A 24,864-nucleotide genomic window follows, 5' to 3' on the forward strand; every position below is an offset into this window, starting at 1 on the left:
GTACTGCTTGAACGTAACTCGGCGTTCGAGATTTTATTTAGCCATAGGGATTTGTCCTACGTATGTAGCGGAAACGAGGGACACAAGCTGCCATAAAAGCTGCGCCATTAATCCGACGTTTCTCGTGAATTAAGCCGGCTACGTACAGGTGTAAGTTATTTTTAGTTTTAGCTAAGTTATTGATGTAAATAATGAATTATTAAAATCAACGGGTTATCCAGAGGCTCGGCATGGATGAGCTGTAGCCAATCTCCTACAACGCTTTAATCGTTTCAGCCATGAACCTTCGATCAAGGCCTATCCATCCATTTGAATGTCCGGGTTTCGGGTGTCAGACACCCCTCGGCGGCCATGCTCCAATCCGGCAACTTCGGCGTAATGGGCCACCTCTGCGCGGCCAGTGCCTGACCCCCATGAGAAGGATCTTATGCAGCATTCCTCCAGCCAGCCGGCCCGCTTCCCCCTCACTGGCGCCCAACAAGACATTTGGCTCGACCAACAGCGCGTGGGCGATTCGCCGCTGTACAACATTGGCGGCTACCTGGATTTTGCCGGCACCGTCGAGCCCGAACGCATGCAGCATGCTGTCGCACTACTGGTGGCCCGTCACGATGCACTACGCACCCAACTGCACACCGACGCCAATGGCCTGCCTGGGCAAACATTCGCCCCGGAGCTGAAGGTGGAAATGGCGCTGCATGATTTCTCCGCGCTGCCCGACCCATCCGCGGCAAGCCAAACCTTGATGCAGGCGCAAATGGCTCGGCCCTACGCCCTGAGCGGCGAGCCACTGTGCCGTTTTTTCCTGGTCAAACTTCATGATGATCACTACCGCCTCGGTACCCAGGCTCATCACCTGATCCTCGACGGCTGGGGCTTCGGCCAGATGCTGCAATCCCTCGCGCAGCTCTACAGCGCCCTGGAGCAGGGGCGCGCCACCGAGCCACTGGCGCCTTCCTACATCGACTTTATCGACACCGACCAACGCTACCTGCAATCGGCCCGCTACGCCCGCGACCGTGATTATTGGCTGGGCAAATACCAGGTGCTGCCGGAGCCGCTGCTCACCCCCAGGCACAACACCAAGACGTCGAGCAACACCTGGGTGCAAGGCTTTCCGGTGCAGTTGCAGAGCCGCATGGAGCAGGTTGCCAACCACTACCAGGCGTCGGCCTTTCATGTGTTGCTGGCGGCGATGTATGTGTATTTCACCCGCACCAGCCAACGGCAGGAATGGGGAGTGGGCCTGCCGATTCTCAACCGCTCCAACGCGCGTTTTCGCGCCACTGTGGGCCTCTTCACCCAGGTCAGCGCGGTACGTTTTGCGTTCAACGAGGGCGTGTCTTTCGGTGCTCTGGTACGGGGCATCCGTGATCAGCTCAAGCAGGATTTTCGTCATCAGCGCTTCCCGTTGAGTGAGATGAACCGCGAGCTGGGCTTGCGCCGAACAGATCGCGGGCAACTCTTCGACGTGTCGGTATCGTTCGAGCAGGACGACCACGACCTGCGCTTCGGTCAGGTCCAGGCCCGCGCGATCAAAGTCTCCAATCACCATGAAGCGCTACCGCTCGCCATTCACTTGCGCAGCAACCGTTACCAGGACAATGCGTGGCTGCATTGCGTCTACAACGAGGCGTATTTCCAGGCGCACGATGTGCAGGCGTTGGCCCAGCGTTTCATCGGGCTGCTGGAGCAGGGGTTGGAGGACACTGCGCTGACCATCGGCGAGTTTTGCATGCTGCTGCCCGAGGAGCAGGCCCGACTGCTGCACTGGAACGCCACCGCGCAGGCCAACGCTACGCCGCAAACCCTGCACCAGCGCATTGAGGCCCAGGCCGCACGCACGCCCCACGCGATTGCGGCGGTGTATCAGGACCGCTCACTGAGCTACACCCAACTCAACCGCCAGGCTAATGCACTGGCCTATCAATTAGTGGCACTCGGCGTACAGCCCGATGACCGTGTCGCAATCCTGGCCCGGCGTGGCCTTGACACCCTGGCGGGGCTGTTGGCGATCCTCAAGTCCGGCGCCTGCTACGTGCCGCTGGACCCGGCCCATCCCGGCGAACGCCTGGAGTACCTGCTGCACGACAGCGCGCCCGCGGCCATCCTGACTCAGCGCGATTTACGCCAGCGTCTGCCCGTCTCGACGGTACCGGTGATCGCGCTGGAGCCTGGCAGCGCATCCATCGACAGTAACCCTCAGGTTGCCGTCACGCCGTCGAACCTGGCTTATGTGATTTACACCTCGGGTTCCACCGGGTTGCCCAAGGGTGTGATGGTCGAACATCACAGCGTGTCGAACCTGGTGGACTGGCATTGCCAAGCGTTCGACCTGCATGCGGGCAGCCACACTGCCAGCGTCGCCGGCTTCGGTTTTGATGCCATGGCCTGGGAAGTCTGGCCGGCGTTGTGCGTGGGTGCGACCTTGCACCTGCCACCGGCCCATGAAGGTGCGGAAGATATCGACGCGTTGCTCGGCTGGTGGCGGTCGCAACCATTGGATGTGTGTTTCCTGCCCACGCCTGTGGCCGAATATGCCTTCAGCCAGGGGCTGGGGCATCCCACCTTGCGCACCTTGCTGATCGGCGGCGACCGCCTGCGCACCTTCACCCAGGCGCAGACGTTTGCGGTGGTGAACAACTATGGCCCCACCGAAGCCACCGTTGTGGCGACCTCGGGGCGCGTTGAGGTGGGCCAGCCGTTGCATATCGGCGCGCCGGTCGCCGATGCCCGGGTCTACCTGCTGGACGCGCAGCAACGCCCGGTGCCGATTGGCGTGGCGGGGGAGTTGTATGTCGGCGGCAAGGGCGTGGCGCGGGGGTACCTGAACCGTGCCGAGTTGAGTGCCGAACGGTTTATCGACGACCCTTTCAGCGGCGGTCGCATGTACCGCACCGGCGACCTGGCGCGCTGGCTGCCAGACGGCAATCTTGACTACCTGGGGCGCAATGACGACCAGGTAAAAATCCGTGGCGTGCGCATCGAGCTGGGGGAAATCGAGTCGGCCCTGGCCAGCCATCCGGCGCTTCAGGATGCAGTGGTGCAGTTTCGCGACGGGCAATTATGGGCGTGGTTTGTGCCACGTCAGCCTGTGGAAATCGAAGTGCTGCGCACTCACCTGCAAGCCTCGCTGCCGGACTACATGCTGCCGGCGGCTTACGTGTGCCTCGACGCGTTGCCCCTCACCACCAACGGCAAGCTCGACCGCCGAGCCTTGCCGTCACCGACCCAGGAAGCCTTTATCACCCGCCGCTTCGAAACGCCCCAAGAGGGCGTGGAGACCACACTGGCGCAGATCTGGGCCGAGTTGCTGCACGTGCAGCCAGTGGGCCGCCATGACCATTTCTTCGAGCTTGGCGGGCATTCGCTGTTGGCGGTGCAACTGGTGCAGCGCATGCGCGAGGCCGGCCTGCGCGCCGATGTGCAAGTGCTGTTCGGCCAGCCCACCCTGGCGGCGCTGGCGGCGGCGTGCTTCGGTCACGAACAGGCGGTGCCGGCCAATCGAATCCCGGCCGGTTGCACCCATATCACCAAGGATTTGCTCGTTCTTGCCGAACTTGACCAAACCAGCCTTGACCGCATCGTCGCCAGCATCCCTGGCGGCGCCGCCAACGTGCAGGATATCTATCCGCTGGCGCCGTTGCAGGAAGGGTTGCTCTACCACCACCTCACCGACGCGCACGACCCGTACCAGCAACAGGCGCTGTTCAGCTTCGCGCGCCGCGAGCAGCTGGATGCCTTCGCCAGTGCCCTGCAACAGGTGATCGATCGCCACGATATTTTGCGCACCAGCCTGGTGTGGGATGCCCTGGAACAACCGATGCAGGTGGTGTGGCGCCAGGCGCAGCTGCGGGTTGAAGTGCTGCGCGAACCGGCGCAACCCCTGGACTTGCGCCACGCGCCGCTGATGGCCCTGGATTACGCCGAGGAGCCCCAGCACCAGCGCTGGGTTGCCAGGCTGCGCTTTCATCATCTGGTCAACGATGCCACGTCGACCACGCTGCTGGTGGACGAGATTCGTGCCCATCTGCTGGGTCAACAGGCGCAACTGCCTGTGCCCGTGCCTTATCGCAACATGGTCGCGCAGGCCCGCTCAACGGCTCGCCAGGCGGCGCACGAGGCGTTCTTTCGAGAGCGTCTGGCGGATGTCGATGAGCCGACCTTGGCGTTCGGCCTACAGAAGCGTCAGGCCCTGCGTGCCGAGACCGAAGAGGCGCAGCGCTCGCTCAGCGACGCGCTCAATCTGCGCCTGCGCAGCCAGGCCCGAGCCCTGGGGGTGAGTGCCGCGAGCCTTTTCCACTTGGCCTGGGCTCAGGTGCTCAGCCGTGTCGCCGGCCGCGAAGATGTGGTGTTCGGTACCGTGCTGCTCGGCCGCTTGCAAGCCGGCGAGGGGGCCGAGCGGGCCTTGGGCATGTTTATCAACACCTTGCCGCTGCGCCTGCGCCTGGCCGGGAAAAACGTGGCGGATGCGCTGCACGACACTCACGCGCAACTGAGCGCTTTGCTCGCCCATGAACAGGCGTCCCTGGCGTTGGCCCAGCGTCGCAGCGGCGTGCCGGAACTGTTCAACAGTTTGCTCAACTATCGTCACACCTCGGCGGACCCTGGGCTGAACCTTGTGCCGGGCATTGCCTTGCTTAGCAGTGAAGACATCCTCAGTTACCCGTTGATGCTCACGGTGGACGACACGGCCAGCGGCTTCCGGGTCAAGGTCATGGCCCCGGACACAGTGGGCGCTGAACCTGTCTTGAGCTACTTCGACACCGCGCTGAACGGCCTGCTGGACGCATTGGAAAACACGCCGGATATGCCGCTGCGTAGTGTGCAGGTGCTGCCCGCGAGCCAATTGCACACTCTATTGGTGGACTTCAACGCAACCTCCACCGACTACCCACAAACGCTGACCGTGCAAGCGCTGTTTGAAGCCCACGCGCGGCGAACCCCCGATGCCATCGCGGTGCAGGCGGGTCAGCACGCATTGACCTACCGCCAACTCAACGAACGTGCCAACCAATTGGCCTTTCACTTGCGTGAGCACGGCGTACAGCCGGACTCGCGGGTGGCGTTGTGCGTGGAACGTGGGTTGGACTTGGTGGTGGGCTTATTGGGAATTCTCAAGGCGGGCGGTGCCTATGTGCCGCTCGACCCAGGTTACCCACGCGAGCGCCTGGCCTACATGCTCACAGACAGCCAGCCAGTGGCACTGTTGGTACAAGCTGCCACTCGCGAAGGGGTGGGCGATGTCTCGATCCCGCTGATCGACTTCGACCACTGCACTTGGAATCAGGCGCCGATCGACAATCCAAGCGTGCCAGGCTTGAGCGTCGCCAATCTCGCCTACGTGATGTACACCTCGGGCTCCACCGGCACGCCCAAGGGTGTGATGATCGAGCACCGTGGCCTGGGCAACCTGTTGCATTGGGGCTCGCAACTGTGCCCGAACGCCGAAGGCGGCGCCTTGTTGCAGCGCGCGCCGTTCAGCTTCGATGGTTCTGTGTGGGAGCTGTTCTGGCCGTTGAGCAACGGCATGCGCCTGGTGTTGGCGCGGCCCGATGGGCACCGTGAACCGGCGTACCTGGCCCAGGTGATTTGTGAGCAGCAGATCAGGGTGATCCAGTTCGTGCCCGCCATGTTGCAGCAGTTTCTGGACCTGGACGAATCGGCCCTGTGCACCAGCCTCACCGATATAGTGTGCGGCGGCGGCGAACTCACCGCCGCCTTGGCCCGTGGCGTGCAGGCGCGCTTGCCCACGGTGCGCTTGCATAACGTGTACGGCCCCACCGAAGCCACGGTGGACAGCTGCGCCTGGACCCTCGAACCCGGCGCGCCGGTGCCCGCCTTGCAACTACCGATTGGCCGCGCCATCAACAACACCCGCCTGTATGTCCTGGACGCTCATGATGCGCCGGTGCCCATGGGTATCAGCGGCCAACTGCACATCGGCGGCGTCGGCGTTGCCCGTGGTTACCTGGGCTTGGAACAGCTGACCGCCGAACGTTTCATCGACAGCCCCTTCGTGCCCGGCGACCGCCTGTATCGCACCGGCGACCTGGTGCGCTACCTGCCTGACGGCAATCTTGAATTCCTTGGGCGTAACGACTTCCAAGTCAAGCTGCGCGGTGTGCGCCTGGAGCTGGGAGAGATCGAAGCACACCTGGCCGCCCACCCGGCGCTGCACGAGGTGGCGGTATTGATTCGCGATGAGCGCCTGGTGGCCTACTTTACCCTGCGCGGCCAGGCGCCGAGCCTGCAAGCCTTGCGTGACCATGTGCTGGAGCACCTGCCGGAATACATGGTGCCGGCCGCCTTCGTGCAACTCGACGCACTGCCCCTCAACCCCGCCGGCAAACTCGACCGCAAGGCCCTGCCGGCGCCAGGGCTGGAGGCCGTGCTTAGCCGAGCCTACGAAGCGCCAGTGGGCGAGGTGGAAACCCTGATGGCCGGGATCTGGGCTGACGTATTGAAACTCGAACGGGTAGGGCGCCATGACCACTTCTTTGAACTGGGCGGGCACTCCCTGTTGGCAGTGAACCTGGTAGCCCGCCTGCGCAAGGCCGGGCTGGACGTGGACGCACGCACCTTGTTCAGCCAGCCCACGCTGGCACAACTGGCCGCGAAAACGGCGGCGCAGGCCCCGCGCGTGGAAGCTCCCCAAACCGCCATCCCCCAACTCAACCGCCGTCGACGGATTTAGCTCAGGCACTGCGATCCAATGTGGGGAGCTGGCTTGCCTGCGATGGCCATAGGTATCTACACAATTCAGAGCCGACGCTGGACCTGTGGCGAGGGAGCTTGCTCCCGTGACGGCCTGACGGCCGGCGCCTATCTCCCTGGCGCCCAGGATCCAAATGTGGGAGCTGGCTTGCCTGCGAAGACGGACTGTCAGTCAACACAGTTGGACTGTGTACATATCCATTCCTGCGGTAACGGCTGCCTAGGGTTCCGCCCAACGGCGGCTCACTTTTGAAAAGCGCGAAAGTAAGCAAAACGCTTTTGCCCCACCACTCGGCACCTCGCTCAGGCTCGGTGTGCCCGTAATCCGCAGTGATTTGGGGGGCCGCCGCCACGCGCCATCCATGGCGCGGGGCGGCTAAACCGGCATCCCTGCCGGTTTACCCCCCAAATCCCTGTCCAATTCCGGCCAGCGTGGTTTAACGGGGCGCCTGAGATCAAAAGCAGATCAAGAACGGCTCGCTTCGCATCGTGGTTACCGTCCGCTGTTACAGCCCACAAAGTTGTGTAGATACCTATGCTGCGATGGTATCGACTCGGTTCGCCTGAACTACCAAGGTATTTGCATCAATACCACTGTAGGAGCGAGCTTGCTCGCGAGAAACCTCAACGATAACGCGCGCCTCCTGAATAAATGCGGCGTCTGTGAGTTTTTCGCGAGCAAGCTCGCTCCTACAGAGAGCGATCTACCGTCGTCTTGGCAATCTCCAACAAATGCCACACCGCCAGCATCTTCGCCCGCCCTGGGCTAGCCAACAGCTCGCCGCAATCGAGCGCCGTTGCCGGAGCGCTGTCGAGCAAGCTGGCGGTGTAGAGCAAGGCATTTTCAAAACTCAGATCGTCGTTGACGTTGTGGAAACCCTGGCTGGGCAGGTAATGGTCGATGGCGCGTTTGAACGCGGTACGGTCTTTTGCAGGATCGAGGGGGGATCGGGTACGACTTTATTCATGGTGTAGCTCCGCGCTGGATTAGGGGAAGACACCCGTCGCGACTAAACCAGGGACACGGCTTGCTGGCCTTTTAAAGTTGTTTAAAGGCGCTAACTCGGCGGACCGTTTGTCGGATTTATTACCGTATTTTTGAAGTTTCACGCCGCTTCCTACATAGAACTCGCCAGAGAACGGTTGTTGAATTCCGAAGTTGGTAACTTCTAAGATGTTATTTTGTGAAGGAATAATTCGGTGTGTGAAAGTTGATTCATTGCCTCTTCTTTCTGACAATTATTCGTTTTCTGAATTTAATGAGTGAAATTTCCTAATCAGATGTAACTGAGTTCCTACAAGGAAAAATTATTTTCGTTGCAAGTTTCTTCTTGTCTACTAAATTGTGAGTGTCACTGCGGTTTAGTGGCGATACACGACAATATGAGGAACTTGAAAATGAAAAAAACAGAGTATGGCGAAGTTATCTATGATTTCGACAATGACTATGGATTTAACCCGTATGCTGGCAATGCTGGCGCTTCAGGAAGTCAGGGGGGGTGTGGCGGAAGTGGAGGGTGTGGAGGTGGCGGTGGATGTAATGGAGGAAGTGGTGGCTCCGGTGGATGTGGTCACAACTCGATAGAAGAACAAGCACTTGCCAAAGAATAGGTTTATTTACCCACTTGACGGGGTTTCTTAGGCAGCGCCTGAAACCCCTACAGGGGATCACATAATGAATATAGCCATTCCTAACTATCAGATACTCAATTTTGAAACGGAAAGTTTAGTAATATCCGATGCCGGTATCTCTAAGGTGCATTCACAACCGATCTTGAAGGCGTTGCGACAGATACAAATGTCTCGTGCGCTGACGAAGGATGAGTTGGATGAAATACTCGCTGATAATGGCTTGAATGCAGCCAGTGCATATGAGTTTCTGGAGAAAATAATACCGTTTGCGGCGGCTAAGGAGCTTTATTTTGAAAAGACTATAGTTGTGCATTCGTGGGAAGGGAATGCCGGGATCGAAGACTTATTTAGACAAGAGTTATCGGGTGTCGTAGAGTTTAAAGATTTTTCAAGTGATATAGTAAGTTCTGTTGCGGGGTTTAGATGTTTTATTGTGTTGTTATGCCATTCTTATGATTATGAGGGCCTGAAAGAAATACATTTTGACTTGGCAAAAATATCACCAGCTAGCGCTATTAGCGTTTGTTGGCCGATGGGCGGTTTTTTTTGCATCGGGCAACCTTATATCTCGGAGGTCGGAAATCCTTGTCATTTTTGTACCATTGATAGACTTATTCATAATGAGTCAGTCAAACGGGTGAAAAACAACTGGGCATCGGCATTGGCGTTTTGTAAAAATGAACATGTCAATGTGCCCTTTAAGAAGTTAAGTTTGTATCAAGAGTTGGTGGTTGTTGGTGCAATTATTAGAAATGTGAAGTTTTTTACTGAGAGCGGTGTATTGCGCAAGTATCATGATGATGTGTTGTGCTCCTCGTATGTGCAATTAAGTGACGGCAGAATATTTCAAGAGTCCAGTTCCCACTGGTATATGTGCGATTGCCTGGAGGTAAGGAAGTGAAAAATATTCCGCATGACTATTATTTTAGATTTATAGACCCTGCCGTCTATGAGGCAGTGCTTGATTTTCATAGTAAAGGTAACTTCACATTTCATCCGGCGTTTCAACATTGCACTGGCCTCCATACACTGGACGAAGAACATCTGAGCCAGTTAACCGGAAATGAGCTCGTACTCTATCCTGATATGGGGCTAACGGTCAGCCTTGGATTGTCCGAGGGAGATAGGGCTGAATGCTTATACAGAAATGAATCATGCGAGAAGTTTTTGTCAGCGTCTCTGAACTTTGAAGTGCTTGAAAAGCTGGTGTCACCTCTTGTCTCTAGGAGTGTCGGAGCACACAAACGTGGGTATCCGAGTGCAGGAGCACTTTACCCTGTTGAGATCTTTATTTGTTCACTCGCTGAGAGTAATGCAGACTGGCCCATTAAAGAGCGCGTTTTGCACTTGCTTCCTAGTTCTAGGAGATTTGAAGTAATGCAGGTGGATGTCGATTTTGAATATGTGAAGGCGGCTATAATGGGTTCGTCTGGAGAACAGCTGGGTTTTCCGAGTTTGGCTATTATTTATTCAGTCTATATGCCTAAAAATATTTTCAAATATAGATATCGTGGTTATCGCATGGCGCTTATGGAAGTTGGTTCTATTTATATGCTTGTGGAGATTCAAGCAAAAAAATTAGGACTTGCCTGCCGCCCGTGGTCTGCTTATACGGACTCCATGGTATGTAAGTTGCTAGGGGTTAACCCCGCTCTGTTTTTTCCTGTATGTGTTCACTTAATAGGTAGGCAGCATGAAACTTGTTAATGCGATGCAGAAGCCGGATCTTCCTGGAGCATTATTATTTCAACCTGCCGGACTGCTTTATTTGCCAAATTCTGTAGAGGTGTCAGACGCTCTTTCAGTTAACGGGTCAGGGGTGGGCGGGGGCGCACGCTCTATCAAAACTGCCTTGGGAGAGTATTTTGAAAGGCGTCATTTTTATAGAGAGGTTTTGTCGATAAAGTGCGGCTTTCTTAGTGACTCGTTGACGAGAGCTGAAGTTGATGGTTTTGCCAGCGCTCTTACACAGACGGCTTCAAGGCTGATATCAATTGAAGAGGTTAAAAAACATCACTTCTCACTGACACAAGTTATGAGAGCTTCTGATTTTTCTGAGTGCTTAATTCCCACTGTATGTATTTCTCTTTCTGCGCACGGCCTCGAAAAGGATAATTTTTTATATCCGCTGAGAGACACCTGTGGGTGCAGCTTTTACTGGAACGTGGATGTCGCGTTTTTAGGAGCTGTAAAAGAGTATCTTGAACGACAATTTCTACTGAGGTTTTGGCTGACTAAGCAATGCCAAGCACTGTTCTCTCTCGGTAAAGTTGAGTGTCTGTTACGAGGGAGGAATGTTAAATATTTATATGATGCGCTAATATTTTCCGGTGAGGTTTCCATTTTTGATATTTCTGACAATCGTTTTCCTGGGGTTTGTTTGTTGGCGGTTTATGGCCAAAACGATGGTGATCGACATGTGAAGTATTGTGCGGGTATGTCCTATTCAGGTGACGTCGGCGAAGCGTTGGAAAAAGCGCTGCTTGAACTGTGGCAAACTTATCGTTTTATGGATTTGTTTAAATCGATCGGGTCTGATGAGCGAAAAGTGGAGGATGACTATCTTCGCTATTTTATGACCTGTAATGAGTATGGTACCTATCGTGAAATAACTGATTATGTGGTTGCTGATGGTGACGATAGGGAGACTTCTTTGGAGTTTTCATTGGAGGTTTTTCTGACGGTGCTTAACGGGTTGGGTGTGTCGGGTTATTTTTATTCTCGGCGCGCCAGGATTAATGGGGTTAATTGCGTCTTTGCAAAGTATGTTTCACCTGATCTGTTTCTTCATATGAATAATTCAAAAAACATAAATCTGAGAAATAGTTACTCAAAAAGCTTTGAGTCTTTAATGTTTTCGTCTCGTCTGAACAAAATGGTGCCGTTTCCGTGAGGTGAGCTATGCATATCTACCCATTATCTAAGCCGTTCTCGCTGGCAAAGCTTTTTATCAAGGAACAATTGAAAGAGCCGGTCGCCCTGTTGTGGATCGTAATATCCCCAGTGGTAACCTTCTACTTGATTACTTACGCTGGATACACTGGCGGAGAATCTTTACGTGACTACGCATCTGCCACTTCATGGTTTTACGCTTTCATTTCTTCAAGCGTGGCACTTTTTGGTTTGGCGTTTTATATAGTAGGGCGAAGAGAAAGTGGTTTTTTGCGCTCCTTTGTGTATACAAAGCGTACTAAGGTCACCTTTCTTGCTGGGCAGTTTTTAGCGTACTCATTTATGTCGCTGATTTATTGTTCGGTATTTTATGTGCTGACGCGGGGCTATTTTGGTTTGATGGCCTTGGAAGAGTGGTTGGTTATTGTTGGTCGTTTCTATATGTGTTTTTTGCTTTTCTCTACTCCATCCTTATTGTTGACGCTGGTGCCCATAGGCTTTCAAAATACTAATACTCTTTTTTCCATATTATCAGTCTCTATGTTGGCGCTGGGTATCGGTAGCCTTAGCACCTCGTATTCCCTATTTAACGTAATCGATCTTTTTAATCCGATGGGGTGGGCCAATCGCCTGATGTTGGTGGGGGTGACCGGGTCCGCTACATTGGTAGCGTCGATTTTAGGAATGATCATTGTCACAGGGTGGTTTGTGTTCCGATTTTTACTCATCAACCCCGTTTGGAGTCGGTACTGATGAAACGGCTAATCGTGGATGCACTGGACGTTAGGTACGGTCAGCATATTTTATTCAAGAGTGCCTCATTGGAAGTCGAGGCCGGCACAATGATAGGTTTATTGGGGCCTAATGGTTCCGGAAAAACTACGTTTTTTGACGTGATCTGTGGCCTGAAAAAATTGAATGGCGGTGAAGTGCAACATTCATTTTCCAAGCTACTTTACCTGTCACAGATCATCGCAACGCCTCCCGTATTTCGAATGTTCGATGTTTTTAACATGATGATGCTTTTTTGCTCCGATACGCGCGTAACCCAGCGGCACGCCTTGGAAAAAATTGAAAAGTGGAGCCCTGGTATTGCTGAACGCTATTGCGAAATCTGGAAGAAGAAATCATCCCTTTGTAGCTATGGCGAAAAGCGTTGGTTTTTCACCTTGTCGTTATTGTCGGTTAACGCAGACCTTGTGATTTTGGATGAGCCCACAGCGGGGGTTGACCCGGAATTTCGGTACCACATTTGGCGGTGTCTGGAGGGCGCGGCGGCAGAGGGTGTGGCGATACTCGTGTCGTCGCATAACATTGACGAGATCGTCACTCACTGCGATGACTTTTACATGCTATGCCAACAACGCTTTAATCGGTTTTCCAATGCCGAGGGCTTTTTGAGCAGGTATGGCGGCAGTACTTTGGATGAGGCATTTATTCACGCTGCGAGCCTGCCCAGAACTTGAGATGTTGGTAGCTGTGTCTGAATGCTTGCGAGATGGGAACGGGTTTCTCCGCGATAGTGGTCCTCGATGGAGCTATCACCATAGCGAGCAAGCCCGACGCTTGTCAGTTGAGAGTGACCCGGTAACTGTGGCGAGGGAGCTTGCTCCCGTGACGGCCTGACAGCCGACATTGATCCAACTGATGCCCTGCGAACCCATGTGGGAGCTGGCTTGCCTGCGATGGCATCGACCCGGTTCGCCTGAGCTATCAAGGTATTTGCATCAATACCACTGTAGGAGCGAGCTTGCTCGCGAAAAACCTCAACGATAACGCGTGCCTCCTGAATAAACGCGGCGCCTGTGAGTTTTTCGCGAGCAAGCTCGCTCCTACAGAATACGAGCAAGCCCGCTTTTACATTTTAAGTTGTTGGCTTCAAAGGCTTCACGCACTCAATAGAACGATCTACCGTCGTCTTGGCAATCTCCAACAAATGCCACACCGCCAGAATCTTCGCCCGCCCTGGGTTATCCAGCAGCTCGCCGCAATCGAGCGCCGTTGCCGATGCGCTGTCGAGCAAGCTGGCGGTGTAGAGCAAGGCATCTTCAAAACTCAGATTGTCGTTGACGTTGTGGAAACCCTGGCTGGGCAGGTAATGGTCGATGGCGCGGTTAAAGGCGGCACGGTCTTTTGCAGGATCGAGGGGGGGATCGGGTAGGACTTTATTCATGGTGTAGCTCCGCGTTGGATTAGGAGACGACACCCGTCGCGACTAAACGAGGGTGGCGGCTGTACGCAGGTTAGTCGACCGGCCCAACACGAAACATCCGGCGCACCCGAAGGTGCCCTACGCACAGCCACCATAAAACTCATGGAGACCATGCCGTGTTGGAAGATACGAGCGACTAAACCCGATCACTGATGAGCAGTGATTGACCGCAGACTAGCCACCGATTCCAACCGGCACAAGGCGGCGGAGATTGTCTCGGAAACGTCCTGCAATTTAAAGGGACACGGCTTGCTGGCCCTTTACAAACCATGACAAAAGGCCAGCAAGCACAGTGCCTCAGCGTATCCCCGGAACAAACGCCACACTCCCTCCCTCACGCGCCTTGAACAACCGCTCCCCATTATCCGGTTGCGTCGTCACCACTTGACGGTCCACCCCCAGGAACGCCAACGGCGCGGGCTCGTCCTTGGAATACTGCGCGACGATTATCGTGCGTTGCGGATCAAACCCCTGGCCGCTGGTTTTCTCCAGCCAGGCCATGAATGCGGCGCTGTCGCCCTGGCGCGGGAAGTCCTGGCTTTCGCTGACGTAGTAGAAAGGTTTGCCGTGGTTTTGCAGGTACATGGGCAGTTTGTTGTCGACCTCCACCAGCACCAGTTGCCATTGGTTCCAGGGCGCGCTTTTTTCTGCCTGGGTTTGCAGGTCGGCGGCGAAGCGGGTAACGCCGCCGTTGCCGTTGGTCCAGGGGTAGATCACGCCCAGCACCAGCAAGAGCAGGCCTGCGCTGAGGCCAAAGCCTGTTTGCCAGCGCGGCCAGCTCGAAGGTTTTTTGTGCAGGCGTTCACTCAGCCACCAGGCGCCGAGCAGTTGGGCAAAGGGCACCAGCGGCAACACGTAGTAGCTGCGGCGGCTGCCGCTGGCGGTGAAGAATACAAACAACAGGCCCAGGCCCCACACTAGCCAGCGTACGTTGGGCGGCACCTTGCGCCAGCTGCGCACGGCCAGCCACAGGCCAAGTAACCAGCAGGGTGCCCAGGGCAGGGTGTAGGCCGGCAGGTAGATCAGGTAGGTGTAGATCGGCCCCATATGGTCGAAGGGGTCGAAGAAGCGCACCACGTTTTCCCGGAACACCAACTCCAGGCCGCTCTCGCCGTAAGTGGGGGCGCCGTAGCGGTGGGACAGTACAAAGGGAATCGCGTACACGATGCCTGCGATGAGCAGGGCCAGCACCAAGCGCAGGTTGAGGTGGCGTTTGTAGCGGTGTTCGCTGAGCAAGTGTGGCAACAGCACCAGGCCCGGCAGCACCACACCGATCAAACCCTTGAACAGTGAGGTGGCGGCCAGCAACAGGAAAAACACCGTGTAGCGCCCCAGCCGCGTGTCATCCGGCCCACGCCAATACCACCACACCGCTGCCAGCACGCCGCACACGGTGAGGACATCGGCGGTGGCCACGCGGGCCCAGAACAGGAAGTAGAAGGTGGTGGCGAGCATCCACCCGGCAATCAGCCCGGTGCCTTTGCGAAACAGGCGTTCACCGATCAGGTACACCAGCCAAATGCTCAACCACGCGGCAATCACCGATGACAGGCGCAGCGACCACGGGCCGAGGCCGCCGAGCAGATGGGCAAACCCGGTGATCAGCCAGTAGGAGGGCAGGGGTTTGTCGTAATACGGCGTGCCTTTGAGGTATGGGTCGAAATAGTCACCGCTTTGCAGCATCTGCAAGGCGATATTCGCCCAGCGCGTTTCCGGCCCCCACAGGTCGCGGCTGCCCAGGCCCAGCAAGAGCAGCAAGGCCGAGGTACCCAGCAGTAACACCAGAGCGCCGCGTTCGGTTTTCCAGAAACTCATGGGATGTTCCCCGTGGCAGGCGCTGCATTCAAGGTTGTTGGGAGTAAATCGTCAGTACCAGGTTGCCCTTGCGATAGCGTTTGCCGCCGGGCGGCAACTGCCCTTCTTCACGGTGTTCGCTGGTGCTCTTGACCTGCATCAGCACGCCGACCGACCCGTGTTGGCGGGCCTCGGCCAACCAGGCCTGGACACTGTCCGGCGTGACCTTGCGCTGTGCCGCGTCTTGGTAGTTCAAGCCATAGCGCAGCTCGCCCTGGGTGTTATAAAACGCCACATCGGGCCGGCGCAGGCGCCAGGTCAAGGCCGATGCCAGGCCCAGGTCATTGCTCAGCAAAGCACGGGTAGGTTGCAGTTCGTCCAGATGTTCCAGCACGAACTGGTCGGGCATTTCGTTATCTTCGATCAGGGCCGGCATGCCCGCCGGTAGCAATGCCACCAGCAAACCAATGCCCAGGGCAGGCATCGCCCACAACGTCAGCGGGCGCACCGCTTGCAACAGGTTGGCGAGGATCCAGCCCAGCAGCACGATAAACGTCAGGGACAGGTTGAACATCTCCGCATGGCTATTGCTGTACAGCGGGCGGGTGATTTGCAGGTAGATCAGCGCCACCATGGCCGTCATGCCAAGCACGAAATTGAGCGCGCCGTTGATGACTAGCGTGCGCGCCTTGCCTTGCTTGATCAGGTCGATCAAACCGTGGCCCATCAACAAGGCCAGGGGCAACAGGCACGGCATGATGTAGGTCGGCAATTTACCTTTGCTCAGGCTGAAAAAGCCCAGGGGCAGCAGCAGCCACAGCGCGAGAAAGGCAATCGCCGGCTGGCGCTTTTCCTGCCAGGTTTTTAGCAGGGTGCCGGGTAGCAAGGCGGCCCACGGCAGGCACGCCACCACCATGATCGGCAGGAAGAACCACAGCGGCCGCGCATGCTGTGCGTTGTCGGCGGCAAAGCGGCGGATATGCTCATGCCAGAAAAAGAAATGCCAGTAATCTGGTTCGCGCAGGTGGATCGCCAGGGCCCATGGCAGGCATACCAGCACGGCAACCAGCACCGCCAGCGGCCCGTAGCGCATCAACTCACCGACGCGACGCTGCCAGACCAGGTAGGGCACGGCGATCAACACCGGCAACAGCCAGGCCAGGAACCCCTTGGTCATGAATCCCATGGCGCAGGCCACGCCCAACACCGCCCAGGCACCCAGGCGTTCCCGTGGCGTGCGGCAGTCCAGGGCAAACCACAACGCCACCAGGCTCAGGTTCACCCACAGGGTGAATTGCGGGTCGAGATTGGCATACCCGGCTTGCCCGGCCACCAGGCCAAAACTCAGATAGAGCAGGGCGCAGGCAAAGCTCTTGCGCGGCTCGTTCCACACGCGACGGGCGAGCAGGTAAGCCAGCACCACGCTCAGACCCGTGCTCAGCACTGAGGCGATACGCACGCCGAACAGGTTTTCACCGAACGCCGCCTGGCCGAGGGCGATCAGCCAATAGCCGGCGGCGGGCTTCTCGAAATAACGCACGCCCATGAAGTGCGGCGCCACCCAGTTACCGCTCATCAGCATTTCCTGGCTGACCTGGGCGTAGCGAGTTTCGTCCGGCGTCCATAAACCGTGAAAGCCCAGGGGCAACAGGAAGAACACGGCAACGCCCAGCAATAGCCAGGACAATGGGTTTATGCGGGGCATGCGCACATCGCTCCATAACGTTCAAGTGCGGGCAATGGCGGTATTAACTTAATAGGGCGAAGCATCGTAAGGGTCACTAAGTTGTGGTAGAGGAACATAACTAACAGGCGCGGCTAAACATGCCAGAGTGGTGCTGTCGTTTTGCTGAACGCCCCACGGCTTAATATGTAAACAAGTGTAATTAAAGTTGTTTAAGTGCGGCGGTCCACTCTTCGCTGTTCATGGTGCCCATGGCCTTGAAGGTACCGTTGGGCAGCACCTTGACGAACAGTGCGCTGCCGTACTCTGCAGCGGCTGCGTGAGGGAAGCCCAGGCTGGTCTGGAAGTCGCTCATGCAGGCGCTGTGGGTGATCAGCATCAGGTTGCGTCCCGGCTGTTTGTGGCCGAGGATTTCACCGTCCATGGCGTCGCCGCAGATGGCCAGCGGGCCGGGGGACAGTTCGGTCTTGCCGAACATGAACAGTGACGTCTGGGCGGTTCGCGTGGTGGGGCTACTGAGCACGTCGGTCAGAGACATGCCCAATGAATCAAAGGCTTTGCCCAGTTCAACGGCGCGTTCAGTGCCGTTGATGGTCAGGCCATCGGCAGGGCCGAAGCAGGGGTTGGCCGAGCGGTCGCAGCGCTCCTCATGGCGCACCAGCACCACCAGCTCACCCTCACGCCAACTGGCGAGCACCCCAGAGGTCACCAGGCGATTGCCCACGCCCAGGTCCAGGGGCGAGCTGGGCCAGAATAAAAAGCCCGTCAACAACAAGGCGGTAACGCTGATGCCAAGCAGGTGCAGGCGGTATTTTCTCAGGCGTTTTAACCTTGACCTTTTGGGTTGGGGGTTGGCCAGGATCATGTCTGCCACGCGGTTCATCCTCGGCACTGTTTATTGTGTTTATAAAAAGGCTGCACGACTGGGTAGTTGCCCTTGGTGAGGCAGGAGACTGTCACAGCACCGCTGTCTTTTTGCTGAACACTTGCATGTTAGGAGGGTCACTTGGATTAACTAATAAGTTGTGAGTCACCACGAGTTGGCGGGCACTTTAAAGTTCGGTGGATGGGCAGACGGTGAAATCCATGTGAAAAATTTGCGTGGGCAGGAGCGTCAGCCGTTATTCTCGTTGCTGGTCCTTCAGATGAGCGTTCTTATGTTGCAGGTGCAAGGTGTTGTTAAAAACTACGCGACCCCGCAAGGCCCGCTGACCGTCCTGGCCGGCGTCGACCTGCACCTGGGTGAACGCAGCAGCCTGGCGCTGATGGGCGAATCGGGCAGTGGCAAAAGCACCTTGCTGCACCTGGTGGCCGGGCTGGACCGAGTGGACGCCGGCAGCATCCGCATCGGCGAGCAGCGCCTCGACCAACTCAACGAAGGGCAACTGGCCCATTGGCGCCGCACGCAAATCGGTCTGGTCTTCCAGCAGTTCAACCTCATCGGCAGCTTGCGCGTGGAAGACAACCTGGCGTTCCAGGCGCGGCTGGCGGGGCGTTTCGACCCGCACTGGCAAGCGCAATTGGTGGAGCGCCTGGGACTGGGCGACTTGCTCCGGCGTTACCCCGAGCAACTCTCCGGTGGCCAGCAGCAACGGGTTGCCGTCGGGCGGGCGCTGGCCTCGCGACCGGGTTTGTTGCTGGCTGACGAACCCACCGGCAACCTCGACGAAGCCACCAGCGATGAAGTGCTGCAACTGCTGTTGGACCTGCTGCGGGACAGCCCGACCAGCCTGTTGATGGTCACCCACAGCCCGCGCCTGGCGGCACGGCTTGACCGGCAAGTGGTGCTGCACCGTGGGCGTGTCGTGCCGATGGACGCTCGCTGAGATGGCGCTGTTTTACTGGACGCTGCGCGCGTTGCTGAGCCACTGGCGGCGTCATCCGGTGCAATTTTTCAGCGTGCTCACCGGCCTGTGGCTGGCCACCGCGCTACTGACCGGTGTGCAGGCCCTCAACAGCCAGGCGCGGGACAGCTACGCACGTGCCAGCCAATTGATCGGTGGCGAACCCCAAGCCAGCCTGGTTGCGCCGGACGCCGCCAGTTTCCCCCAAGCACTGTTTGCCGAGCTGCGCCGCGCCGGCTGGCCGGTATCCCCGGTGGTGCAGGGGCGGGTGGTGCTGCAGGGGCGTGACCAACAGCGTCTGCAATTGATGGGCATCGACCCGGTGTCGTTGCCCGGCAGCGGCAGCGTGGCGGGGCAACGCTTGAGCCAGGCGCAAATGCTGGCGTTCTTCGAGCCGCCGGGGCGTACCTGGGTCGCTGCGCAAACTTTGCAGGCGCTGGGGTTGCATGAGGGCGAGCAGCCGCTGACTTCTACTGGGCAACGCCTGCCACCGTTGCAGGTGCAAGCGGATATGGCGCCCGGCCTGCTGCTGACGGATATCGGTTTTGCCCAACCCTTGCTCAACATGCCCGGGCGCCTGTCGCGCTTACTGTTGGACAACACTTTCGCCGCCCGCCACCCCACGCCACCCGCCGCGTTGCAACTCAAGCAGGGCGAGGACAGCAACCTGTCACGCCTCACCGAAAGCTTTCACCTGAACCTGGATGCGGTGGGTTTTTTATCCTTTGTGGTGGGGCTGTTTATCGTGCATGCGGCCATCGGTCTGGCCCTGGAACAGCGCCGCGGCCTGCTGCGAACCTTGCGCGCCTGTGGGGTCAGCGCACGCATGTTGATCCTGAGCCTGGGCGTCGAATTGGGCGCTTTGGCGGTGTTGAGCGGTGTGCTCGGTATCGCCAGCGGTTACCTGCTGGCCAGTCTGTTGCTGCCGGATGTCGCCGCCAGTTTGCGCGGCTTGTACGGCGCCGAAGTCGCCGGCCAATTGAACTTGAGCCCCTGGTGGTGGCTGGCCGGCCTGGGTGTGAGCCTGCTCGGCGCGTTGCTCGCCGGAGCCAGCAGCCTGTGGCGAGCGGCGCGTTTGCCGTTACTCGCGCTGGCCAACGCCCAAGCCTGGCATCAAGCCCATGGGCGCTGGCTGCGGCGCCAGGGGTGGGTGGCGTCCGCGGCCCTGGCGATCGCGTTGTTGGCGCTGTGGCTGGGCGATAGCCTGGCCGCCGGGTTTGTGCTGATGGCGGCCTTGCTGTTGGGCGCGGCATTGGCACTACCGGTGCTGCTCAATGGGTTATTGAAAGCCGTGCTGGGGCGTAGTCGCTCGGTACTGGGCCAGTGGTTCCTGGCCGATTGCCGCCAGCAACTGCCGGCCTTGAGCCTGGCGCTGATGGCGTTGCTGTTGGCCCTGGCGGCGAATATCGGCGCCGGCTCCATGACCTCGGGCTTTCGCCAGACCTTCACCCATTGGCTGGAGCAACGCCTCACTGCCGAGCTGTACCTCAACCCGCAAAATCCGCAGCAGGCCGAGCAACTGACGACGTGGTTGACCCGCCAGCCCCTGGTGCAGGCCGTACTGCCCGCGTGGCAGGTGGCGGTGCAACTGCAAGGCTGGCCCGCGGAGGTGTTCGGCGTGGTCGACAACCCCACTTATCGTCAACACTGGCCGCTGCTGGAGGCGGTGGACGCGCCCTGGGACCGCTTGCTGCAAGACGACAGCCTGATGCTCAGCGAACAACTGGCGCGACGCCTGAAGGTGCAACTGGGCGACACGGTTTCCATCCCCACCCCGCAGGGCACCTGGGCGCCGAAGATCGTCGGCATCTACGCCGACTACGGCAACCCCAAGGGCCATCTGCTGGTCAATGCCCGGCACCTGTTGGCGCATTGGCCGACGCTCTCACCGGCACGCTTCAACCTGCGGGTAGCGCCTGCCGACGTGCCGTCGCTGATACGTGAAGTGCAGCGTGAGTTCGCCCTGGAAGACAGCCGCATCGTCGACCAACAGCAACTCAAGGGGTGGTCCAGCCAGGTCTTCGAACGCACCTTCGCTGCCACCGCCGCGTTGAACAGCCTGACCCTTGGCGTCGCCGGCGTGGCGCTGTTCATCAGCCTGCTGACCCAGAGCCAAAGCCGACTCGGCCAACTCGCGCCGTTGTGGGCGCTGGGCGTGACGCGCCGACAATTGATGCTGCTCAACCTCGGCCAGACCTGGCTGCTGGCGGTACTCACGTTGATCCTGGCGTTGCCGCTGGGGCTGTTGCTGGCGTGGTGCCTGGATGCGGTGATCAACGTGCAGGCCTTCGGCTGGCGCCTGCCGCTGCAGGTATTCCCCGGGCAGCTTGCGCAATTGCTGGGGCTGGCGATGCTTGCCACCTTGCTCGCGTCGGCCTGGCCCTTATGGCAGTTGTACCGCAGCCGTCCGGCGGATTTGTTGAGGACGTTCGCCCATGAAGATTAAGGCATTGGCGTGCATCGCCTGGTTACTGCTGAGCGGCTGCGACCAGGCGCCCGCACCCGAGGACAGTTTCGCCGGGCTGGGCAGCGATGCGGCGGACTTTGCCCAGGTGGTGCCCGGCAAAGTCTTCAGTTTCCCCGAGGACCACGGGCCCCACGACGGCTTTCGTATCGAATGGTGGTACGTCACGGCCAACCTCAAGGATGCCCAGGGCAATGTCTTCGGCGTGCAATGGACGCTGTTTCGCAACGCATTGAAGGCCGGCCCCGTCCAACCGGGCTGGCGCGATTCAACCGTGTGGCTCGGCCACGCCGCCGTCACCTCCGCCACCCGCCACTACGCCGCCGAACGCCTGGCCCGGGGTGGCGTGGGGCAAGCCGGGACCCAGGCAGAGCCGTTCAACGCCTGGATCGACGACTGGAACTTCGCCAGCCGCCCCGGCGCCGCCAGCCCCCTGGCTGACATGCAACTCAAGGCCAGTGGCGCGCAATTTGCGTACGACCTGCACCTGACTTCCAGCCGCCCGCTGGTGCTGCAAGGCGACCATGGCTACAGCCGCAAATCCGACCAGGGCCAGGCGTCGTACTACTACAGCCAGCCGTTTTTCACCGCCAGCGGCAGCGTCAACCTCGACGGCCACACCTACCAGGTCAGCGGCCCAGCCTGGCTCGACCGCGAATGGAGCAGCCAACCCCTTGCCGCCAGCCAGACCGGCTGGGACTGGTTCTCCCTGCATCTGGACCGCGGCGCGCAGTTGATGCTGTTTCGCGTGCGGCAGAAAGACAGCGACGGTTACCTCACCGGCACCTGGATCGACGCCCAGGGCCACACCCAGACCTTGCACAACAGCGATATCCAACTCACACCGCTGACCACCACGGCCATCGACGGGCGCAACATTCCCACACGCTGGTCGCTGAAAATTCCCGGCAAACAGCTGGACATCACCACCGAGGCCGTCAACCCGAAGGCGTGGATGGACTTGGGTATTCCGTACTGGGAAGGGCCGGTGCGGTTTGAGGGTGGGGTGGGGTATTTGGAGATGACGGGGTATTAGGGGGTATAGCAGGGTAGTTTTGCCCTACGACCCGACGGGTAATACTCGTACAGGCTTTTCAAAAAAATACTGTACATGCATACAGTCTTATTCTACAGTCCATCCCAGGTGACCGGATGTCACCGGTTACCTGAGCTTCAATTTTTTAACTATGGATGGATAAAAAATGAAATCGAAAAAAGCCTTTATGCTAGGCGCGGCCATGATGGCCTCCTGCTTCGTTTCGGCCTTTGCCCTGGCTGATCAAGCGCCTGCGAAACTCAGTGCCGAAGCGGTCAAGCAGGCCGTGAACAAAGCGCTCAAGTCCGGCGGCAAGCTGGACGCCTCGAAGGTTTCGACCGAACTCAAGAAAAAACTGCTGGTGGCCAAGTCTGGTCAGTCCAAGGCCGTGACCCGATCCCTCAAGTCCGAGCCGTTCGACAGCGTGGTGAGTGAGTTGAAAAAGCCGGCGCAAGGCGCGTTGAAAGGTGCGGCTATCGCGGCGTTTGAACCGCTGTTTCCAACCCTGGATATCAACACGCTTTACACCGTCGATGCGGTGCAGGCCGGTAACGAGTTTGCCTACCACTTCAACCTGCCGCAGAACGCGCGGGTGCAGGTGCAACTGGTCAACCAGAGCGCAGGCGCGGATATGTCGCTGACCCTGTTTCAGGATGACGGCCAGGGCAACCTGAGTGTGGTCGGTTCGTCGGATGCTGCAGGCAATGCCGATGAATACCTCAACGGCGTGCTGCCGGCCGGCGACTACTACTGGTACATGGTGGCCAAGGTCGCCGATAACGCGCAGTTCAGTTTCGGCGTGGCGGTGGACAGCAACATCGACGCGTTCGAGCCCAACGACAGCGCGCAAACCGCGTTCGTATTGCCCGATTCGATGAACAAGGTCAGCGGCAATCTCGACAGCGCCAACGATGTCGATTACTTCGACTTCACGGCGGTACGTGGCCAAAGCGTGAGCATGTACCTGGCGGGCGACGAGAACGGCAGCCGAAACCAGTGGATCTTCGACCGCTTTGATGGCGCCAACTGGGTCACCGTGCCGGCCGGTTCTACCTCGACCTACCCGAGCGTCGCGCCGGGCACCACGGTGAAGGTGCGTGTACGGGCCAACCCGGCTGTGGCGCAGGACCCGAGCAAGTATTACCAACTGAGCCTGGGTTCCACACCGCGCTTGAACACCAGCAGTGTCAAAGGTGACAACATCGTGCGGGTGACGGAAGTGTGGCTGGCCACGCAAACCGCTCGGCTGTTGAACTGGTCGACCCAATGGTCGGACTCCACCGGTGCGCCGTTGCTGGGGGTCACGCCGGTATTGCGCGTCGATAACCACTTCGTCGACTTGAACTACCGTTGGGTTGACTACAAAGCGACTACCAACAGCGCGGGTGTATCAGAGGCCACGGCTAATATCGGTACGTGCTTCGGTGACTACACAACGGTGATCAACGACAGCAGCACTGGTGTGCCTTACAAGTGGCGTACCACCTACAACGAGGGTGGCTGGCGTATTGAGCTGGCTGAGTTCCCTGGTGTGGGCGTTGGCGGTGAGAACGTGCAATACGTCAGCCTGGGGCATATCTGCACTCAGGACATCATCCACTGACAGCGTGATGTGAAGCAGAAGGGGCGGCCTCTAGAGGCTGCCCCTTTTTTGTGGCTTTTTCCTGATCATTTCTGGCTATCGTGAGAACGCGGCTCCCAATACAAAGTGCCAAACAAATAGTCCATCAACGGCAGCACGATATTGAAGTTACGCCCCTGCATCAGCTCACGACGGTGATGCAGGGCATGCAGGCGGTGCATCTGGCGAATCCATGGCAGGCGTGCCACCGGGTGTTCGGCAGGCAGGTGTTCGCAGGCATGGAACACTTCGTAGAGCAGGTAGCCAAGGATCATGCAGCCTGCAAACAACCCGGCAACGTTGGGGCTCAGTTGGCTGAGCAGCCACCAGGCGGGAAGGGTGATGGCCAGGCTGTGCAGCATGATCAGCCAGGCTGGAAACAGGATGACGCGCCAGTCCCGAGGGCTGTCGTAGGTCATGTGGCCGGGGGTGAAGAAGCTGTGATGATCGCCGGTGTGGCGTGCGTAGAACAGCCGGGCGAATGCATGTTTGTGATGGCCCAGGTGGCGGTGCACGAGGTAGATGCACAGGTTGAAGAACAGCAGGGTCAGGGGCACGGTCAGCCACTGCAGGGCGGTGATATCGGCGGTGGAGGACCAGGCCAGCGTGATGCAGGCGATGCCGTAGCCAAGCACGAATGCGGCGTGCAGCCAGGGGTTGTAACGCGGGTTGACGCTTGCGCGGTAACGGTCGCGGAAAGTCTCGGTCGGGTGGGGCATGGCCGGCTGCTCGCTGTGTTTTTATTTGAGGCTGAGCTTAGTTGGCGTAAGCGGATGTGCGAGTTTTTACTGACCACCGCATCCCCCTGTGGGAACTGGCTTGCCTGCGATGGCGGTGTATCAGGGCCAGATAAGTAGACTGACACTGCGCCATCGCAGGCAAGCCAGCTCCCACATTTTTGCCCGAGACCGACCAGTGGAGGCTTGCACAGGTCTGAATTACTTGTTAGTTTCTGGCGAAATGTTAAC

At 58.3% G+C, this 24,864-nt stretch carries 16 protein-coding genes and 1 pseudogene; 11 read left to right on the forward strand and 6 right to left on the reverse strand.

Annotation, left to right across the window (positions count from 1 at the left end):
• The first annotated feature begins 427 nt into the window (after window positions 1-427).
• Entirely contained in the window at window positions 428-6,697 is a 6,270-nt protein-coding gene (locus tag AC07S6_RS09590) for an amino acid adenylation domain-containing protein (RefSeq protein ID WP_495112192.1), read from the forward strand.
• A 710-nt stretch (window positions 6,698-7,407) separates the two neighbouring features.
• Here the strand turns inward: AC07S6_RS09590 and AC07S6_RS09595 are convergent.
• A pseudogene (locus AC07S6_RS09595) lies at window positions 7,408-7,685 on the reverse strand (DUF6124 family protein).
• Window positions 7,686-8,115: 430 nt separating this feature from the next.
• On the opposite strand from AC07S6_RS09595, the gene AC07S6_RS09600 reads away from it, so the two are divergent.
• The 6 genes from AC07S6_RS09600 (at window position 8,116) to AC07S6_RS09625 (ending at window position 12,707) form a co-directional block, all read left to right on the forward strand.
• On the forward strand, window positions 8,116-8,328 hold the full coding sequence (locus tag AC07S6_RS09600; RefSeq protein ID WP_495112193.1) for a hypothetical protein: 213 nt from the start codon (window positions 8,116-8,118) through the stop codon (window positions 8,326-8,328).
• 64 nt (window positions 8,329-8,392) lie between these two features.
• Window positions 8,393-9,250: an McbB family protein gene (locus AC07S6_RS09605; protein WP_495112194.1), complete on the forward strand. Its 858-nt coding sequence runs from the start codon at window positions 8,393-8,395 to the stop codon at window positions 9,248-9,250.
• Window positions 9,247-10,056 (forward strand): SagB/ThcOx family dehydrogenase, encoded by an 810-nt coding sequence (locus AC07S6_RS09610; protein ID WP_495112195.1) that lies wholly within the window; start codon window positions 9,247-9,249, stop codon window positions 10,054-10,056. Before AC07S6_RS09605 ends, AC07S6_RS09610 begins: the two co-directional genes overlap by 4 nt.
• Window positions 10,043-11,242: a YcaO-like family protein gene (locus AC07S6_RS09615; RefSeq protein WP_495112196.1), complete on the forward strand. Its 1,200-nt coding sequence runs from the start codon at window positions 10,043-10,045 to the stop codon at window positions 11,240-11,242. Before AC07S6_RS09610 ends, AC07S6_RS09615 begins: the two co-directional genes overlap by 14 nt.
• A gap of 8 nt (window positions 11,243-11,250) precedes the next feature.
• Window positions 11,251-11,994, forward strand: a complete 744-nt coding sequence (locus tag AC07S6_RS09620; protein ID WP_495112197.1) for an ABC transporter permease — start codon at window positions 11,251-11,253, stop codon at window positions 11,992-11,994.
• Entirely contained in the window at window positions 11,994-12,707 is a 714-nt protein-coding gene (locus AC07S6_RS09625) for an ATP-binding cassette domain-containing protein (protein WP_168224105.1), read from the forward strand. Before AC07S6_RS09620 ends, AC07S6_RS09625 begins: the two co-directional genes overlap by 1 nt.
• A gap of 398 nt (window positions 12,708-13,105) precedes the next feature.
• On the opposite strand, the gene AC07S6_RS09630 is transcribed toward AC07S6_RS09625, so the two are convergent.
• From AC07S6_RS09630 to pmrG, 4 genes are all read right to left on the reverse strand, one after another.
• Window positions 13,106-13,414 carry a DUF6124 family protein gene (locus AC07S6_RS09630; RefSeq protein ID WP_495112198.1) on the reverse strand — a complete coding sequence of 103 codons (309 nt, stop codon included), beginning with the start codon at window positions 13,412-13,414 and terminating at the stop codon, window positions 13,106-13,108.
• 336 nt (window positions 13,415-13,750) lie between these two features.
• Window positions 13,751-15,268, reverse strand: a complete 1,518-nt coding sequence (locus AC07S6_RS09635) for an ArnT family glycosyltransferase (RefSeq protein WP_495112199.1) — start codon at window positions 15,266-15,268, stop codon at window positions 13,751-13,753.
• 28 nt (window positions 15,269-15,296) lie between these two features.
• The gene (gene arnT / locus AC07S6_RS09640) at window positions 15,297-16,952 is read right to left on the reverse strand and encodes a lipid IV(A) 4-amino-4-deoxy-L-arabinosyltransferase (protein ID WP_197883072.1); all 1,656 of its coding nucleotides are present in this window, start codon (window positions 16,950-16,952) and stop codon (window positions 15,297-15,299) included.
• Between the two features lie 181 nt (window positions 16,953-17,133).
• Window positions 17,134-17,814: a lipopolysaccharide core heptose(II)-phosphate phosphatase PmrG gene (pmrG, locus tag AC07S6_RS09645; RefSeq protein ID WP_198862020.1), complete on the reverse strand. Its 681-nt coding sequence runs from the start codon at window positions 17,812-17,814 to the stop codon at window positions 17,134-17,136.
• A gap of 274 nt (window positions 17,815-18,088) precedes the next feature.
• Between pmrG and AC07S6_RS09650 the strand changes: the two genes are divergently transcribed.
• The 4 genes from AC07S6_RS09650 (at window position 18,089) to AC07S6_RS09665 (ending at window position 23,878) form a co-directional block, all read left to right on the forward strand.
• The gene (locus AC07S6_RS09650; RefSeq protein ID WP_020301318.1) at window positions 18,089-18,757 is read left to right on the forward strand and encodes an ABC transporter ATP-binding protein; all 669 of its coding nucleotides are present in this window, start codon (window positions 18,089-18,091) and stop codon (window positions 18,755-18,757) included.
• A 1-nt stretch (window position 18,758) separates the two neighbouring features.
• Window positions 18,759-21,221, forward strand: a complete 2,463-nt coding sequence (locus AC07S6_RS09655; protein WP_495112200.1) for an ABC transporter permease — start codon at window positions 18,759-18,761, stop codon at window positions 21,219-21,221.
• Window positions 21,211-22,275 carry a lipocalin-like domain-containing protein gene (locus tag AC07S6_RS09660; RefSeq protein WP_495112201.1) on the forward strand — a complete coding sequence of 355 codons (1,065 nt, stop codon included), beginning with the start codon at window positions 21,211-21,213 and terminating at the stop codon, window positions 22,273-22,275. Before AC07S6_RS09655 ends, AC07S6_RS09660 begins: the two co-directional genes overlap by 11 nt.
• Window positions 22,276-22,441: 166 nt before the next feature.
• Window positions 22,442-23,878, forward strand: coding sequence for a pre-peptidase C-terminal domain-containing protein (locus AC07S6_RS09665; RefSeq protein ID WP_054897425.1), 1,437 nt, complete (start codon window positions 22,442-22,444; stop codon window positions 23,876-23,878).
• Between the two features lie 65 nt (window positions 23,879-23,943).
• On the opposite strand, the gene AC07S6_RS09670 is transcribed toward AC07S6_RS09665, so the two are convergent.
• On the reverse strand, window positions 23,944-24,615 hold the full coding sequence (locus AC07S6_RS09670) for a sterol desaturase family protein (RefSeq protein WP_054897426.1): 672 nt from the start codon (window positions 24,613-24,615) through the stop codon (window positions 23,944-23,946).
• Between the last annotated feature and the right edge of the window lie 249 nt (window positions 24,616-24,864).

This window comes from Pseudomonas sp. GW821-FHT07B01, from assembly GCF_059419065.1.

Coding starts and splice junctions, on each gene's coding strand:
- AC07S6_RS09590 (WP_495112192.1), top strand. CDS start 428: ATGCAGCATTCCTCCAGCCAGCCGGCCCGCTTCCCCCTCACTGGCGCC.
- AC07S6_RS09600 (WP_495112193.1), top strand. CDS start 8,116: ATGAAAAAAACAGAGTATGGCGAAGTTATCTATGATTTCGACAATGAC.
- AC07S6_RS09605 (WP_495112194.1), top strand. CDS start 8,393: ATGAATATAGCCATTCCTAACTATCAGATACTCAATTTTGAAACGGAA.
- AC07S6_RS09615 (WP_495112196.1), top strand. CDS start 10,043: ATGAAACTTGTTAATGCGATGCAGAAGCCGGATCTTCCTGGAGCATTA.
- AC07S6_RS09620 (WP_495112197.1), top strand. CDS start 11,251: ATGCATATCTACCCATTATCTAAGCCGTTCTCGCTGGCAAAGCTTTTT.
- AC07S6_RS09625 (WP_168224105.1), top strand. CDS start 11,994: ATGAAACGGCTAATCGTGGATGCACTGGACGTTAGGTACGGTCAGCAT.
- AC07S6_RS09630 (WP_495112198.1), bottom strand. CDS start 13,414: ATGAATAAAGTCCTACCCGATCCCCCCCTCGATCCTGCAAAAGACCGT.
- AC07S6_RS09635 (WP_495112199.1), bottom strand. CDS start 15,268: ATGAGTTTCTGGAAAACCGAACGCGGCGCTCTGGTGTTACTGCTGGGT.
- arnT (WP_197883072.1), bottom strand. CDS start 16,952: ATGCCCCGCATAAACCCATTGTCCTGGCTATTGCTGGGCGTTGCCGTG.
- pmrG (WP_198862020.1), bottom strand. CDS start 17,814: ATGAACCGCGTGGCAGACATGATCCTGGCCAACCCCCAACCCAAAAGG.
- AC07S6_RS09650 (WP_020301318.1), top strand. CDS start 18,089: ATGTTGCAGGTGCAAGGTGTTGTTAAAAACTACGCGACCCCGCAAGGC.
- AC07S6_RS09655 (WP_495112200.1), top strand. CDS start 18,759: ATGGCGCTGTTTTACTGGACGCTGCGCGCGTTGCTGAGCCACTGGCGG.
- AC07S6_RS09660 (WP_495112201.1), top strand. CDS start 21,211: ATGAAGATTAAGGCATTGGCGTGCATCGCCTGGTTACTGCTGAGCGGC.
- AC07S6_RS09665 (WP_054897425.1), top strand. CDS start 22,442: ATGAAATCGAAAAAAGCCTTTATGCTAGGCGCGGCCATGATGGCCTCC.
- AC07S6_RS09670 (WP_054897426.1), bottom strand. CDS start 24,615: ATGCCCCACCCGACCGAGACTTTCCGCGACCGTTACCGCGCAAGCGTC.